The organism is Pseudomonas thivervalensis (assembly GCF_001269655.1).
Classification (GTDB): domain Bacteria; phylum Pseudomonadota; class Gammaproteobacteria; order Pseudomonadales; family Pseudomonadaceae; genus Aquipseudomonas; species Aquipseudomonas thivervalensis.
In genome coordinates this window covers 68,661-83,299 of sequence record NZ_LHVE01000004.1, presented here as the reverse complement: position 1 = coordinate 83,299, position 14,639 = coordinate 68,661, and the positions used below count along the sequence as shown (strand labels likewise).

General features: G+C 60.9%; 18 protein-coding genes. 4 read left to right on the top strand and 14 right to left on the bottom strand.

Translation table 11 applies throughout. The features are described 5' to 3' along the window. Nucleotides 1–61 precede the first annotated feature (61 nt). Nucleotides 62–760, top strand: coding sequence for a tRNA (N6-threonylcarbamoyladenosine(37)-N6)-methyltransferase TrmO (tsaA, locus tag AD659_RS05155; protein WP_053118954.1), 699 nt, complete (start codon nt 62–64; stop codon nt 758–760). A 209-nt stretch (nt 761–969) separates the two neighbouring features. Here the strand turns inward: tsaA and fpr are convergent, their stop codons facing one another. Continuing rightward, complete coding sequence (gene fpr, locus AD659_RS05150) at nt 970–1,749, bottom strand: ferredoxin-NADP reductase (RefSeq protein WP_003184787.1); 780 nt, start codon at nt 1,747–1,749, stop codon at nt 970–972. A gap of 121 nt (nt 1,750–1,870) precedes the next feature. On the opposite strand from fpr, the gene AD659_RS05145 reads away from it, so the two are divergent. Then, a complete protein-coding gene (locus AD659_RS05145; RefSeq protein WP_024617637.1) occupies nt 1,871–2,797 on the top strand; it encodes a LysR family transcriptional regulator in 927 nt (308 codons plus the stop codon). A gap of 4 nt (nt 2,798–2,801) precedes the next feature. On the opposite strand, the gene AD659_RS05140 is transcribed toward AD659_RS05145, so the two are convergent. The 3 genes from AD659_RS05140 to AD659_RS05130 all read right to left on the bottom strand — a co-directional run bounded on the left by AD659_RS05140 (nt 2,802) and on the right by AD659_RS05130 (nt 4,850). Next, nucleotides 2,802–3,164, bottom strand: coding sequence for a diacylglycerol kinase (locus AD659_RS05140; RefSeq protein WP_053118952.1), 363 nt, complete (start codon nt 3,162–3,164; stop codon nt 2,802–2,804). 72 nt (nt 3,165–3,236) lie between these two features. Further along, nucleotides 3,237–3,890, bottom strand: coding sequence for a response regulator transcription factor ErdR (gene erdR / locus AD659_RS05135; RefSeq protein ID WP_053118951.1), 654 nt, complete (start codon nt 3,888–3,890; stop codon nt 3,237–3,239). A gap of 213 nt (nt 3,891–4,103) precedes the next feature. Next, on the bottom strand, nt 4,104–4,850 hold the full coding sequence (locus tag AD659_RS05130) for a tRNA-uridine aminocarboxypropyltransferase (protein ID WP_053118949.1): 747 nt from the start codon (nt 4,848–4,850) through the stop codon (nt 4,104–4,106). Nucleotides 4,851–5,034: 184 nt separating this feature from the next. Here AD659_RS05130 and AD659_RS05125 point away from each other — a divergent pair, with 184 nt between their 5' ends. After that, entirely contained in the window at nt 5,035–5,457 is a 423-nt protein-coding gene (locus tag AD659_RS05125) for a quorum-sensing-regulated virulence factor family protein (protein ID WP_053118947.1), read from the top strand. Here the strand turns inward: AD659_RS05125 and AD659_RS05120 are convergent, their stop codons facing one another. Beyond that, a complete protein-coding gene (locus AD659_RS05120; protein WP_053118945.1) occupies nt 5,458–5,652 on the bottom strand; it encodes a hypothetical protein in 195 nt (64 codons plus the stop codon). It lies immediately after the preceding gene. 455 nt (nt 5,653–6,107) lie between these two features. On the opposite strand from AD659_RS05120, the gene AD659_RS05115 reads away from it, so the two are divergent. Further along, on the top strand, nt 6,108–7,226 hold the full coding sequence (locus AD659_RS05115; RefSeq protein WP_053118943.1) for an LOG family protein: 1,119 nt from the start codon (nt 6,108–6,110) through the stop codon (nt 7,224–7,226). A 46-nt stretch (nt 7,227–7,272) separates the two neighbouring features. Here AD659_RS05115 and recX read toward each other — a convergent pair whose 3' ends face one another. From recX to AD659_RS05070, 9 genes are all read right to left on the bottom strand, one after another. After that, nucleotides 7,273–7,740 (bottom strand): recombination regulator RecX, encoded by a 468-nt coding sequence (gene recX, locus AD659_RS05110; RefSeq protein WP_053118941.1) that lies wholly within the window; start codon nt 7,738–7,740, stop codon nt 7,273–7,275. 8 nt (nt 7,741–7,748) lie between these two features. Continuing rightward, on the bottom strand, nt 7,749–8,801 hold the full coding sequence (recA, locus tag AD659_RS05105; RefSeq protein WP_014336835.1) for a recombinase RecA: 1,053 nt from the start codon (nt 8,799–8,801) through the stop codon (nt 7,749–7,751). Between the two features lie 83 nt (nt 8,802–8,884). Further along, entirely contained in the window at nt 8,885–9,385 is a 501-nt protein-coding gene (locus tag AD659_RS05100; RefSeq protein WP_053118939.1) for a CinA family protein, read from the bottom strand. A 71-nt stretch (nt 9,386–9,456) separates the two neighbouring features. After that, on the bottom strand, nt 9,457–9,993 hold the full coding sequence (locus tag AD659_RS05095; protein WP_053118937.1) for a lysis system i-spanin subunit Rz: 537 nt from the start codon (nt 9,991–9,993) through the stop codon (nt 9,457–9,459). Next, nucleotides 9,975–10,538 carry a glycoside hydrolase family 19 protein gene (locus tag AD659_RS05090; RefSeq protein WP_053118935.1) on the bottom strand — a complete coding sequence of 188 codons (564 nt, stop codon included), beginning with the start codon at nt 10,536–10,538 and terminating at the stop codon, nt 9,975–9,977. The genes AD659_RS05095 and AD659_RS05090 overlap by 19 nt, the downstream gene beginning before the upstream one ends. Before the next feature lie 255 nt (nt 10,539–10,793). Further along, nucleotides 10,794–11,810 (bottom strand): contractile injection system protein, VgrG/Pvc8 family, encoded by a 1,017-nt coding sequence (locus tag AD659_RS05085; protein ID WP_053118934.1) that lies wholly within the window; start codon nt 11,808–11,810, stop codon nt 10,794–10,796. A gap of 9 nt (nt 11,811–11,819) precedes the next feature. After that, the gene (locus AD659_RS05080; RefSeq protein ID WP_053118932.1) at nt 11,820–12,032 is read right to left on the bottom strand and encodes a tail protein X; all 213 of its coding nucleotides are present in this window, start codon (nt 12,030–12,032) and stop codon (nt 11,820–11,822) included. After that, entirely contained in the window at nt 12,025–12,408 is a 384-nt protein-coding gene (locus tag AD659_RS05075) for a phage tail protein (protein WP_053118930.1), read from the bottom strand. The genes AD659_RS05080 and AD659_RS05075 overlap by 8 nt, the downstream gene beginning before the upstream one ends. Next, nucleotides 12,408–14,561, bottom strand: coding sequence for a phage tail tape measure protein (locus AD659_RS05070; protein WP_053118927.1), 2,154 nt, complete (start codon nt 14,559–14,561; stop codon nt 12,408–12,410). The genes AD659_RS05075 and AD659_RS05070 overlap by 1 nt, the downstream gene beginning before the upstream one ends. Nucleotides 14,562–14,639 lie beyond the last annotated feature (78 nt).

The following is a 14,639-nucleotide window of genomic DNA, read 5'->3' as shown; positions in this document are numbered from 1 at the left end:
ACAGTGTCAATCTTGGCCCCCGCGCTATGATGCCCATTCAATCCTGCCTCGATCCCAACCCATGACCTACAGCGTCTCCCCCATCGGCTTCGTCCGCTCCTGCTTCAAGGAGAAGTTCGCCATCCCCCGCCAACCGCAACTGGCCCCGGCCGCACGCGGCGTGCTGGAGCTGGTGGCGCCGTTCGACCAGGGCGAGGCGGTGCAGGGCCTGGAGCAGGTCAGCCATGTCTGGCTGTTGTTTCTGTTCCACCAGGCCCTGGAAGACAAGCCGCGCTTGAAAGTGCGGCCGCCACGCCTGGGTGGCAACAAGTCCATGGGCGTGTTCGCCACCCGCGCCACCCATCGCCCCAACGGCATCGGCCAGTCGGTGGTGAAGCTGGAACGGGTCGAAGCCGGACGCCTGTGGCTCTCGGGCATCGATTTGCTGGACGGCACCCCAGTGCTCGACATCAAGCCCTACGTGCCCTACGCCGACATCATCGGCTCGGCGTCCAACAGCATCGCCAGCGCCGCACCTGAGTTGATTCCGGTGCAATGGGCGGACACCGCCCTGCTTCAGGCGCGCGAGCATGCCATGCGGCTCGAAGAACCCTTGGTGGAGCTGATTGAGCAATGTTTGGCCCAAGACCCACGCCCGGCGTACCAGATTCCTACGGCCGAGCGGGAATATGGTGCGCAGTTCTGGGATCTGGACGTTCGTTGGCATTATCCGCAGGCGGGGTTGATTCGGGTATTGGAAGTCGTCCCCGCAGTTGAATAAAAACCCGGAAACGAAAAAGCCCGCGCGGCCTTCATCAGGCGGCGCGGGCTTTTTTATTGGTCCGTCAGTGTGACCGAGTCGCTGCCATCGCGAGCAAGCTCGCTCCCACAGGGTTTTGTGTTGTGTCAGATCTCTCGAACAACACAAATCAACTGTGGGAGCGAGCTTGCTCGCGATGGCGATCGGTCAGCCACCGCAGATACCAAGGATTACTTCTCTACAAACGCCCGCTCGATCAGGTAGTCACCCGGCTCGCGCATACGCGGCGAAACGGTCAGGCCGAAGCTGTTGAGCACTTCGCTGGTCTCGTCGAGCATGCTCGGGCTGCCGCACAACATGGCGCGGTCGTCCTGCGGGTTGATCGGTGGCAGGCCGATGTCGCGGAACAGCTTGCCGCTGCGCATCAAGTCGGTCAGGCGGCCTTCGTTCTCGAACGGCTCGCGCGTCACGGTCGGGTAGTAGATCAGCTTGTCGCGCAGGGCTTCGCCGAAGAACTCGTTCTGCGGCAGGTGCTCGGTGATGAACTCGCGGTAGGCGACTTCATTGACGTAACGCACGCCGTGGCACAGGATCACTTTTTCGAAACGCTCATAGGTTTCCGGATCCTGGATGACGCTCATGAACGGCGCCAGGCCAGTACCGGTGCTGAGCAGGTACAAATGTTTGCCAGGCTTGAGATCGTCCAGCACCAGGGTGCCGGTGGGTTTCTTGCTGATAATGATCTCGTCGCCTTCCTTCAGGTGCTGCAACTGGGAGGTCAGCGGGCCATCGGGCACCTTGATGCTGAAGAATTCGAGATGCTCTTCCCAGTTCGGGCTGGCAATCGAGTAAGCGCGCATAAGCGGGCGGCCGTTGGGCTGTTGCAGGCCGATCATCACGAACTGACCGTTCTCGAAGCGCAGGCCCGGATCGCGGGTGCACTTGAAGCTGAACAGAGTGTCGTTCCAGTGATGAACACTGAGGACACGCTCGTGGTTCATGTTGCTCATGTACGGGGACTCCTGGGAATGATGCCTGCGCCGATAATCTGCGCAATTGCATCGCATTCTAATGGCGGCGACAATATCTGTTAAATGGATTATTAAGATAAGGGTTATCGGTTATATAGATATGCGATTTACTCTACGTCAACTTCAAGTCTTCGTCGCCGTCGCCCAGCAAGAAAGCGTGTCTCGCGCTGCGGGGCAACTCAACCTGTCGCAGTCGGCGGCCAGCACTTCCATCACCGAACTGGAGCGGCAATCGAGCTGCCAGTTGTTCGACCGTGCCGGTAAACGCCTGAGCCTCAATGCCCTGGGCAAACAGCTGCTGCCCCAGGCCGTCGCGCTGCTGGACCAGGCCAAGGAGATCGAAGACCTGCTCAATGGCAAATCCGGTTTCGGCTCACTGGCGGTCGGCGCGACGCTGACCATCGGCAATTACCTGGCGACCTTGTTGATCGGCGGTTTCATGCAGCGCCATCCGGAAAGCCAGGTGAAGCTGCACGTACAGAACACGGCCAATATCGTGCACCAGGTTGCCCACTATGAAATTGATCTGGGTCTAATCGAAGGCGACTGCAGCCATCCGGACATCGAGGTGCAAAGTTGGGTCGAGGACGAACTGGTGGTGTTCTGCGCCCCTCAACACCCGCTGGCCAAGCGTGGCCAGGCGACCATGGAGGAATTGACCCATGAAGCCTGGATCCTGCGGGAGCAGGGTTCCGGCACTCGGCTGACCTTTGACCAGGCCATGCGCCACCACCGCAGCGCGCTGAACATCCGCCTGGAGCTGGAACACACCGAAGCGATCAAGCGCGCCGTGGAATCGGGCCTGGGCATTGGCTGCATCTCCCGCCTGGCCCTGCGCGACGCCTTCCGTCGCGGCAGCCTCGTCGCGGTGGAAACCCCGGACATGGACCTGGCGCGGCAGTTCTATTTCATTTGGCACAAACAGAAGTACCAGACCTCGGCCATGCGTGAATTCCTCGAACTGTGCCGGGCCTTCACCGCCGGAGCCCAGCGCAGCGACGAAATCGTGCTGCCGGCCATTGCCTGAGCCGTTACAGCAGGATCAGGCCCCACACCAACGCGATCATCGTCAGGGCGACGAATTGGGCAGCGCTGCCCATGTCCTTGGCGTTTTTCGACAACGGGTGCAACTCCAGGGAGATGCGGTCGATGGCCGCCTCCACCGCCGAGTTGAGCAACTCCACGATCAATGCCAGCAGGCACACGGCAATCAGCAGCGCTTGCTCGACACGGCTGACGTTCAGGAAGAACGACAACGGAATCAGGACGACGTTGAGTAGCACCAACTGACGGAACGCCGCTTCGCCGACAAAAGCCGCGCGCAGCCCGTCCAAGGAATAGCCGGAGGCGTTAAGGATGCGTTTCAGGCCGGTCTGGCCTTTGAAAGGTGACATAGAGTGGGCAACTGATCGAAAAGGAGTGGGGAAGCTAATTCAAACCCGGTCAAAAAAGCGTGAACCGGGACATTAGACCGGCGGCGAAATTGACTCAAGTTGTTGCAGCAGCAAGGCCGCCTGGGTCCGGGTACGTACGTTCAGTTTACGAAAGATCGCCGTGACGTGGGCCTTGATGGTGGCCTCCGACACGTTCAGCTCATAAGCAATCTGCTTGTTCAACAGGCCTTCACAGACCATGGTCAACACTCGGAATTGCTGCGGTGTGAGGCTGGCCAGGCCCGCACTGGCGGCCTTGGCTTCTTCGGACACACTCACCGCTTCGAACGCCTGGGGCGGCCAGCAGACATCGCCGTCCAGGACCGCTTTCACAGCCTTTTGAATCATTTCAAGGGAGCTGGACTTGGGAATGAAGCCACTGGCGCCGAATTCCCGGGCCTTGACCATCACCGAGGCTTCTTCCTGGGCCGAGACCATGACCACGGGAATCTGCGGATACTGGCCGCGCAACAGCACCAGCCCGGAAAAACCATAGGCACCGGGCATGTTCAGGTCCAGCAGCACCAAGTCCCAATCGGCCTTCGCCGTCAGTTGGCCTTCCAACTCCGCGATACTGGCCACTTCCGTCAGTCGGACATCCGGGCCAAGACCCAGGGTCACTGCCTGATGCAACGCGCTGCGAAAGAGCGGGTGGTCATCGGCAATCAGGATTTCGTATGTGGCCATTTTTTCAATGATCCTGTTTTTGATGGCAGACCCGATGCATTCGCGCCTCGCCAAGACAACTCGAGACACCGCCCGGCAGCGGTATCCACAGGGGCACGTTCAACGCCAAACACGGCGTTTCAAACATTGGCGACGCCCTGACCGGCGCCAAGCATGCCCAGCGAAGCCGGGGTGGTCAAGCAGCACGGGCGCCCTTGTGTCCAGTATGGGCCACTATTGGGCCAATACTGCGTTCGACGTACGGATGAAGGGTTGCAACTCGGCATGGGCCGGGGTCGACACGTTGACTTCCTGCTGGCCCTTGGCGCCCAGGTAATGCTGGCTGAACACATCGAAATAGGCGTCCAGGGCCGACGCGGCGTCGCTGTCCCCTGCCAGCTCCAGGCACAACGCCGCCACCTCGGCGGTGCACAAATGCTCGCTGCGGGTCGAACGACGCAAACGGTAGCGCGACAGTCTGTCGGGCAGCAGGCTCAGGATCGGCAGCCGGTCGAAATACGGGCTCTTGCGGAAAATCTTCCGCGCCTCCGTCCAGGTCGCGTCCAGCAGAATGAACAGCGGGCGCTTGGACTGATCGAGGTCGACAGAATGGGTGACCCGCGATGGCTCGACATATTCGCCTGGAAACACCAGGTACGGTTGCCACTGCGGATCGTTCAGCAGCGCCAGCAGTTGCTCATCGACCTCGGTGCGCGACCAGATGAACGCATGGTTATCGCGCACCACATCGGCAATCAGCCAACCGGTGTTACTCGGCTTGAACACTTCCTTGTTGGTCATGATCAGGCACACACCGGAACGGGTCTCGACGCTCGGACGCCAGGCGCACAGGCAATGGCTCTCGATCACCCGGCAGGCGCTGCAACGGGGGGCGCGCCAGCCCCGGGCCTGGATCGGCTTGATCCCTTCATCGATGCGCTGGTCGCGCAGGCGGGCTACGGCGTTAGGGGCGTGATTCATCGTGGGCGACGCCGACAGACAGGAAAACTCGACACGAACAACACTCGGCAGGGCAATAAAGGCCGGCAGTCTACCAGAGCGCACGAACCTGTACCGTCCACCCGGGCTCCCCTATAATCCCCGGTCACTGAACGCACAGTCATGTGATCGGTCGAACCACCAGTCACTGAACCAGGAGAGTTTCATGCTGCGCCTTATCGTCCCTACCGTTGCCGTTCTGCTGGCGACGTCCTTCAGCGCTCAGGCTGCCTCGCTGAAAGAACTCGAACTGAACAAGATGCTGCAGAACGTCGCCAGGGAAAGTAGCGTCGGTACGCCGCGGGCGATCAGCGAAGACATTCTCGACCAGGGTTATACCGTCGAAGGCACCGAGCTGATCAACCATCTCAGCGTGCAAAGCAGCCATGCCCAGAAAATGCGCGCAGACCCCAAGGCCGTATATTTCCAGTTGGGCTCCACGGTGTGCACCAATCCGGGCTTTCGCAAGTTGATGGCCAAGGGCGCGACGATGCGTTACGAATTCACCGAGGTGAAGAGCAACCGTCCGGTCGCGACCGAGCGCTTCCAGGAGTCGGATTGCCCGAAACCGGCCAAGACGAAGAAGTAATCAACCCGAGCTTGCGCGCCGCTGCTCATCGTCGGCGCGCAGTTCCGCCACCAGCGCCTGCAGATAGCGCGAGCGCCATGCCCGCCCGCCCAGCCGACGACAACATTCTTCCTCAAGACTCACCCGATTGGCTTTTGCCGATTCCAACAGCATCAAGTGCAACTGCCTGTCGAGCTCCAGAGTCACCCTGGCCATCTCTCCCGCCTCCCTGCCCGATCCGCTTCAATCCATCACGTGGCACCCAGCCCTGGGCGTCAAATTGCATTGGCACGCTTGTTATCAGTAAATCAGAGCGGTACGCACCCGGCCGGCAATCTGACGAGCGGCGCTATATTGCGGTGCGCTTATCCAGCGGTTGCCAACGGTCACTTTTGAGCGCCATGATCATGACAACAAAGATCGGCTAGATTCAGAAGTATTCTGAGTATTTGCATCGGGCAGAAAGAGGCTGCCCAGCCAACACCTTGGCGTGCTTGTTTTTATCAAAGGGAAAAACAGAACCCGCTGGATGGCTTGGTCGCCCTGCCGCAGACGGCGTCAAGCCAAGTCAACCTCCAGGCCGCTGCCTGGGTTGACGACGACACAAGACGTGTCGTGGTCCTGATGAATCTCTCATCCGGGCCAGGGTCCTGTTAAGAAGGAGAAGCTGAATGCCTTATAAACCGAATGACCTGCTCAGTCGTCATTTTGACAACCACGGCCACGACCTCACCCGCAAGGTCGAAGAACAACTCAACCTGGTGTCCCCCAACAGCCCCAACCTCCCCATTTACCGTGACATGATCCTGACTGTGCTGCGCATGGCCCAGGAAGATCACAACCGCTGGAATGCCAAGATCACGCTACAGGCCCTGAGGGAGCTGGAACACGCCTTCCGTACGCTCGAACAATTCAAGGGCCGGCGCAAGGTCACGGTCTTCGGCTCGGCCCGAACGCCCATCGAACACCCACTGTACGGCATGGCCCGTGAGCTGGGCGCTGCGCTGGCCCGTTCGGACATGATGGTCATCACCGGTGCCGGCGGTGGCATCATGGCCGCGGCCCATGAAGGCGCGGGTCGTGACCATAGCCTGGGATTCAATATCACCCTACCCTTCGAGCAACACGCAAACCCGACCGTCGAAGGCACGTCGAACCTGCTGCCGTTCCACTTTTTCTTCACCCGCAAGCTGTTTTTCGTCAAGGAAGCCGATGCGCTGGTGCTCTGCCCCGGCGGTTTCGGCACGCTCGATGAGGCGCTGGAAGTCCTGACGCTGGTACAGACCGGTAAAAGCCCACTGGTGCCGGTGGTCCTGCTGGATGTTCCCGGGGGCAAGTTCTGGCAAGGCGCCCTGGATTTTATCCGCGAACAATTGGAGGAAAACCGCTACATCCTGCCCACTGACATGAAGCTCATGCGCCTGGTGTACAACGCCGAAGAGGCCGTGGAAGAGATCAACCAGTTCTACCGCAACTTCCACTCCAGTCGCTGGCTCAAGCATCAGTTCGTGATCCGCATGAATCACAAGCTAAGCGAACAGGCCTTGCAGCAGATGCAGGTGGATTTTGCCGATCTGTGCCTGAACGACTGTTTTCATCAACATGACTACAGCGGTGAAGAGCACGACGAGGCCCGATTCAGCCATCTGACACGGCTGACGTTCGCCTTCAACGCCCGCAACCACGGTCGCTTGAGGGAATTGGTGGATTACATCAACCTACAGGAAAACTGGGCCCAGCCCGCCCAAAAGGCACACCCCCTTACTTGGGAGCCGATCAAGGCAACCTGAGCCCCAAAAAAAACGGCCCGCTATCGAAATAGCGGGCCGTTTTTGTTTAGTCGTCCATACCGCGGCCGCTGAACAAGCGGTTGATCATTTCCATCGAGTAGCCTCGATACGCCAGGAAACGCCCTTGCTTGGCTCGCTCCCGAGCATCGATGGGCAAATGCCCTGAGAACTTGCGGCGCCAGGTGTCTGTCAGTTGCTCCTGCCAATCGATACCGCTTTCGCGCAAGGCGAGTTCGATATCCGGGCGTTGCAAACCGCGCTGGCCAAGCTCCTCACGAATGCGCAAAGGACCATAGCCGGAGCGGGCGCGATAAGCGACGAAGCTTTCCAGGTAACGGGATTCCGACAGCAGGCCCTCTTCCGTCAAACGGTCGAGAGCCGTGTCGATCAACTCATCGGGCGCGCCGCGCTGACGCAGTTTACGCGTCAGCTCGACCCGACCATGCTCGCGTCTGGCGAGCAGGTCCATCGCGGTTCGCCGCACCGCGACGAGGGTATCGAGTACGGCGGTCATCGGCTCGATCAGATGTCAGCGTCAGCCAGATCGTCAACGGGCTCGCGATTAGCCACGGACTTGACGTCTGCAACCGGGCTCAACAGCTTGTCACGCAGTTGCTTCTCTAGGGCAGCGGCAACTTCCGGGTTATCTGCCAGGAACTTGGCCGAGTTGGCCTTGCCCTGACCGATCTTGGTGCCGTTGTAGGCATACCAGGCGCCCGACTTCTCGACGAAACCGTGCAACACACCCAGGTCGATCATCTCGCCATTGAGGTAGATACCCTTGCCGTAAAGAATCTGGAACTCGGCCTGACGGAACGGCGAAGCCACCTTGTTCTTCACGACCTTGACGCGGGTTTCGCTGCCGACCACTTCATCACCTTCTTTCACCGCGCCAGTACGGCGAATGTCGAGGCGAACCGAGGCGTAGAACTTCAGTGCGTTACCACCGGTGGTGGTTTCCGGGCTGCCGAACATCACGCCGATCTTCATACGGATCTGGTTGATGAAAATCACCAGGCAGTTGGCGTTCTTGATGTTACCGGTGATCTTGCGCAGGGCCTGGGACATCAGGCGAGCCTGGAGGCCCACGTGCATGTCGCCCATTTCACCTTCGATTTCAGCCTTCGGCACCAGTGCCGCCACGGAGTCGACGATGATCACGTCAACCGCGTTGGAACGCACCAGCATGTCGGTGATTTCCAAGGCCTGCTCGCCGGTGTCTGGCTGGGAAACCAGCAGGTCGTCGACGTTGACACCCAGCTTGCCAGCATATTCCGGGTCCAGGGCGTGTTCGGCGTCGACGAAGGCGCAGGTCGCGCCGGCTTTCTGGGCCTGGGCGATCACGGACAGGGTCAGTGTGGTCTTACCGGACGATTCAGGACCGTAGATTTCAACGATCCGGCCTTTTGGCAGACCGCCGATGCCAAGCGCAATGTCCAGGCCCAGGGAGCCGGTGGAGATGGAAGGAATAGCCTGACGGTCCTGATCGCCCATACGCATTACGGCACCCTTGCCGAATTGACGTTCGATCTGACCCAAGGCCGCAGCCAAGGCTTTCTTCTTGTTGTCGTCCATTAAAGTCCTCACGTAATCAATAAGGCCTGGCGGCCAACACCTGTATAAGTAGCCAGTATTATTCCACAGCGTTCGGGGATCGCCTACCCCTGATTTGAGATTTCTACGGCGGCATGTTGTAACAGCCCGTCTAGCGCGGCCTTCACCGTTTGTCGGCGGACCTCGTCGCGGTTGCCTGGGAAGAACTTCTGCTCGCTGTACACCGCCTCGCCAACGCCCCAGGCCAGCCACACGGTGCCCACCGGTTTGCTCGGCGAACCCCCGTCCGGCCCGGCCACGCCGCTGACCGCCACGGCGAAACGCGCGAGACTTTTTTGCTGCGCGCCCCGCACCATGGCTTCCACCACTTCACGGCTGACCGCGCCGACCCTCTCGAACACTTCGTCGGGCACATTCAACTGCTGGGTCTTCTGGCGATTGGAATACGTGACGTAACCGGCCTCGAACCAGGCCGAACTCCCGGGGATCCGCGTGATGGCCTCGGCAATCCCCCCGCCGGTGCAGGATTCGGCGGTGGTGACATGGGCATTGAGCACCTGCAAGCGCCTGCCCAACTCAGCGGCCAGTTCGGTAATGTCATCCATGATGCTCTCCTGATTCGACGCGATTGGGGCCTACCGTACACGAGCATTCGAAGCTTGCAAGGCCAGGCGGATCACTGGCGCAACGCCCTGACATAGGCCTGGCAAGCCTGCAAGGCGATCAGTCCACGGTCGCCCTCGTCGGTGATGGCGATAATTCGTTGAGCATGCGCCGGGTCAAGTCGGGCGCGTGGGGCGCCATGATCCACGACGCCGGCGCGGGCGGCGGCAGGCACTGCACAACCGGCGGCAACATCGTCGGCGTCGAGGAGGACTGACAGCCGGACATCGGCAGTAGCAAGGCGATCGCGCAGGCGATCCTGGTCACGTTGGGCATCGCTCAAGGCTCGGTAGTGGGTTTGTTCGCTGGCGGCGAGTTGCTGTTCGAGGACGAGGCGTTTGTCCTGCTCGGTCTTTTGCTGCATCGCGGCCGCCTGGGTGATTTGATTCAGGGTTTCGGCCTGGGCCTGTGCGAGTCGGGCCAACTGCTGACCGTAACGCCAGTCCTGGAACCGCCACGCGAGCATCGCCGAACCGCCGGCCAGCAGCGCGAGCAACGCAACAACACCCAGGGCACGGGACGAAAACGGCATCAGGCCGAAGGTTGGCATAACACCGCCCTCGCCCGTGCCCAGAGTTGCAACCGCGCCTCCAAACCGTTCAAGCCACCGTTGATGCGGCGGGTGATGGTGTTGAACTGATCGCGGTCAGCCAGTTCGTTCAAACCGTTCCGCTCCCAGAACCAGGCGGCGGATTCGGCGGCCCATTGCGGCCGTTCAAGAAGCTCAGGCAGGGCCAGCAGGCGTTCGTCGCCGAACAGGCCGAGGCTGCAACGCAGATAGTTGTCGTGGCCGGTAATCTGGATCAGTCCTCGGCCGCGATACTTCTGCCCATCACCGTCAGCCTGGGGCGAGTTACCCAGGCGAACGGCCAGGGTCCCGGTATCGTATTTTTCAAGGTATTGCTCGCTGCCCAGCTCACGTACATAACGCAATTGTCCCGACTCATGACCGACCTGGGCCAGGAACGCGGCCATGCGCTTGGGTGTGTCGATGCGATGGCGCGACATGGCGGTGTTCAATGCGAAAATAAAAACGCCCGCTTGAGCGCGGGCGTTGGGCATGATGTTGATGAGTTGCTGTTGTGTAAGGTCCATGTTCAGGTCATCGCAAGTGCGTGATCAAAGATGTCCGGCCAGCCAGGACGGCGCAACCGGACGATATTCAGCGGCTGGAAAGTGCTCATCCTGCATCTCACTCCCATAGAAGAACGCTGTTAGCCGCTGGGGTATGTGCAACGCTGAACAAAACTGTGGGAGCGAGCTTGCTCGCGATGGCGGTGTGTCAGGCAACGCAGATGTCGAATGTCAGGACGCTATCGCGAGCAAGCTCGCTCCCACAGGAGGGTGGTGTCAGGCCCTGGCATCCAGGCAGGTTGCATGAATCAGGCAGCGGTAGCTTTTTTCCCGGTCGCCATTGGCGGTGACTTTGTCGATCGACCAGCGACCGCGCATGAAATCCGGCCAGGTGGGGTCCAGCAGCACGATGCCCTCGGCGGAGAGCCCCGGGTTGCCAGGGCACTCGATGGTCACCTTGAGTGCTTCGCGCTCCATCCGGCGTACCTCGCCTTCGCCAGCGGCGCGGGCATCGTCTGCGCTCTGGAAGCGCTGGCGCAGGGTCTTGAACGGTGTGACGCCGCTTTCTTCGACACGAACCTTGCCAGCCGCCGCATCCCACCACGTCGTCTTGCAGCCCTGGTATTTAGCTCGGGCGGTTTCATCCAGCTTGGCCGAAATGAAAGCGTGATCACCCGGGCGATTGTTGGTCGTCACCGACAGTTTCATCTCGGGCAGGACCTTGCCCGACAGCGACTTCGCCTGGCCGCGCCGGGCCAGCACATACAGCTCGTTGACCGGCTTGGCGACGGCGTCATAACGGTGAGCCAGGCGCGTGAGGAAACCCATGTCGGTTTCGTTGGTCTGGTCGATGTGCTCAATTTTTATCAGCGACAGTTCCGGCGCCACACGGGGAGAAAACCCGTGCCTGGAGGTCAACTGACGAAACAGCGCACCCAGGGTCGTCGGCCCATGACTAACGGATCGGCGCTGCTTGAACCCCGTCTGGTCCGCCGCGCTGAACGGCGCCGCCATGGCCACCAGCGTGAGGCTCAAGGGAAACAGTGTCGGCGTGCGCCGAGCGATGACGAACTCGCCTTTGTCTACCAGGCCCGATTCAAGATAACCGACCCGCAGCCCGATCTTCCCGCCCAGGCTGGGCAACCCTTCAAGGCCTTCCAGGCTGATGGTGAGCGTCAGTTGATCGGACTCGATCCCCGCCGCGTCGACATGCTCCCACTTGAGCAGGCGTTCGTTGAGCAGCGCGGCATTCGCGCCATAAATTTCTACCGCCGGCGTGAAACCCAATGACATATCGCCTCCTTAATCCCAAGCCGAAACCGGTGGGGTCGCCACGGGCTTGAGGTCCACTTCCGGCAAGACCACCCACACACCCGCCGGCAATACCGGGCCCCATTCAGCCAGTCCCGGATTGAGCCGCCAGAGCGCTGCCTCGACGAGGTCGTCGCAACGCTCAAGCTCGCGGTACAGCAACAGATTCACCGAATCACCGGCGATACTTCGAACCCTACGCATTGGCGAACTCCATCAATACCACCACCCAGCCGACCACCATCGCCGTGCCGTCATCAATGATTTCGGTCTGGGTCTCCGTGACCTTGTTGATCTGCCACAGGCCCCAGTTGCGGCCGATGCCATCGACCAACGGCAGCGGAATGCGCTGCGCCTGCAGGGCGCGCAGTTCATCGAGGCGATCCATGGCGGTCGCGTACATCGACTTGCCCGTGATCGTCAGCTCTTGCAAGCCCTGGCCGATCTGGCTGGACTTGGGTTTGCTAGTGAGAATGTCGATGCTTTTCCAGCCACCGTCCGACGTATGTACCAGTTGGTGGTACGCAAAATTTCTCGACAGGCCAAAGATGAAACTGCCGAGGGCCATTTGTTGACGCATCACGTACCTCCGTCGGTCAGGGCCGCATCACTGCGCATGGCGAGTGTGTTTGGCATGGATGCCAGGCCGAACTGGCCGGTGATCTGTTGCACGACCAGGTTCGCCAACTGACTCGCACTGGCCTGGTCCTGGCCGTTGATGTAGATGTTCGCGGTCATGGTGTTTTGCTGTTGGTTGGTTTGGGCGTTGGTCAGGTCTTTGCTGACCTGGTCCGGAGCGGCGAGTCTGTCGACGGGGGCGACGAGTTTTTCGCCCAGAGACGCGCCGGCATCGCTGCCCAGCCAGCCGCCCAGCAGTCCGCCAAGCACACCACCAATGGCAGTGCCGAGCACCGGAACGACACTCCCCAGAGCGGCACCGGCCGCAGACCCCGCAGCAGCGCCGGCCCAGCCGCCACCGGCGGCGCCCAGGCCTGCGCCCATCATTCGCTTGTCGCCGGTCAGTACCCCCTCAGCCACGTCAGCGACGGCGCCGACGACTTTCAATGGGCCAGGCGCCCTGCGAGTCATTGAGCGTAATGAGGCCGTTGCCCCGAGTGAGCCTCGTGCGCTGACGCGTATTTTCGGCCCTCTCGTGGGTTCGGGACGCTGGCTGGCATTGCTCGTATCCAGCTTGTCCCCACGACGATTTCTGAAATCTTCGGAGATCACTTCACCCAATCGGCCGGGAAGGTGCGGAGCGGCCCTGCCCAACACCCGCTTGGCTACCTGACTGGAGATCTCATCCCCTACCGCCTTGAGCAACGCGCCCACCAGCGGTTTGATCGCCGCGCCAATCAACACGATGGCCGCGGCGGCTTTGGGTGAGGACTCAGCCAACTCGCTCATGCCATCGGCCAGCGAACCCAGCCATTGAAACGAGCTATCCGCCGAAGGCATCAGCGCGTTGCCCGTGGCCAGCGACAAACGCTCGTTGCGGGCGTTGAGAATATTCAGCTGGCCTTGCTGGGTTTTCGACAACGCCAAGGCGTCCTGCCGCACCGAACCGTCGTTGCCCAATTGTGAAGTGGCGTATTGACCTGGGTCTTTCACCTGTAGGAAGGCTGCATTCACATCGGGCAGTTTCTGCGCCATGCGCAGCACGGCTTCATCGCCATGGCTGAAGAGCGTGGTGGCAAGGGCCGAGCGCTTCTCGGCCGGTTGCGCGCTCAAGGCCGCCAGCACCGTCATCACCGTGCCAGGCGCCGTATCCTTGTCACGCAGGCCGCTCGCGACCGCCGTGGGCTCCAGGCCCAGCTGTTTCCAGGCCGTTTGCTCGGTGGTGGAGGCCTGGTCACCCTTGCCCAGGGCTGTCGTGAAGCTATCCAGCGCCACGCCGGCTTCAGCTTGTCTGGTACCGGTATTGAGCAATGCCGCCGTCACCGCTGCGGCTTGGGCAGGGGCCAGGCCTGCCGTCGTTGCAGCCGCACCGTCACGCTGCAAGATCGCACCGATTTCAGCCGGTTTTGCACCATCGGGTAGTTTGCCCAATTGGTTGGTTGCATCCGCCAAGTCAAAGGCTTGAGCGCCGCTGAGCTTCATGGAGATGCGCCAGTCGGCCAGCATCTCGGCAACCTCCATGGCCGGCCTCCTGGACGCCGTCGCGATGACGGCAGCATCCGAGGCGAAACGCGACAGTTCTTGCGGTCGATCCGAGGCATTGGGCAAGTCGTTACCGATGCCTTTCCTGGCCGCCAGGCTTTGCATCCCCACCACTTCAACCGCCGTGGTGCCCCCGGCCGCCACCAGCTTAGCGGTGGCGACGTGCCGGGTTGACTCAGTCGTCTGTTCAAGCTGGCGAGGGGTAAATCCGGTGACCTGCTTCAGCTCGGCCATGGCCGAATCCATTGCTATCGCAGGCTTGAGCAGCGCCGGTGGTTCGATACCGCCACTGGACTTGCCCTTTGCCTCATTGGCCGACGCGCCCTTGGCGTCAGCGCCCATCGTTTGAGAAAACAATCGTTGCGCCGACAGCTTCACAGTCAGCGATTCGATCGCCGTGGTCAGCAGCCCGAGCTTGAGCCCGAGTGTTTCCAGCGCCAGATCGAGGCTCGCCAGTTGATCCCTGGCGAACGCGCCTTGTGCCGACACGCCATTGGTGAGGCTGGTATTACCGAACCCCACCCCACTCTCATTGAAGGCTGCGTATTTGAGCGAATATCTATCGTCCGCCATCCCGCTCTACTCCTGTTTCACGCCAAGGCGACTGATCGCGATGTCGTAGCGGCGCAAGGCCTTGCCGACGTCCCACTC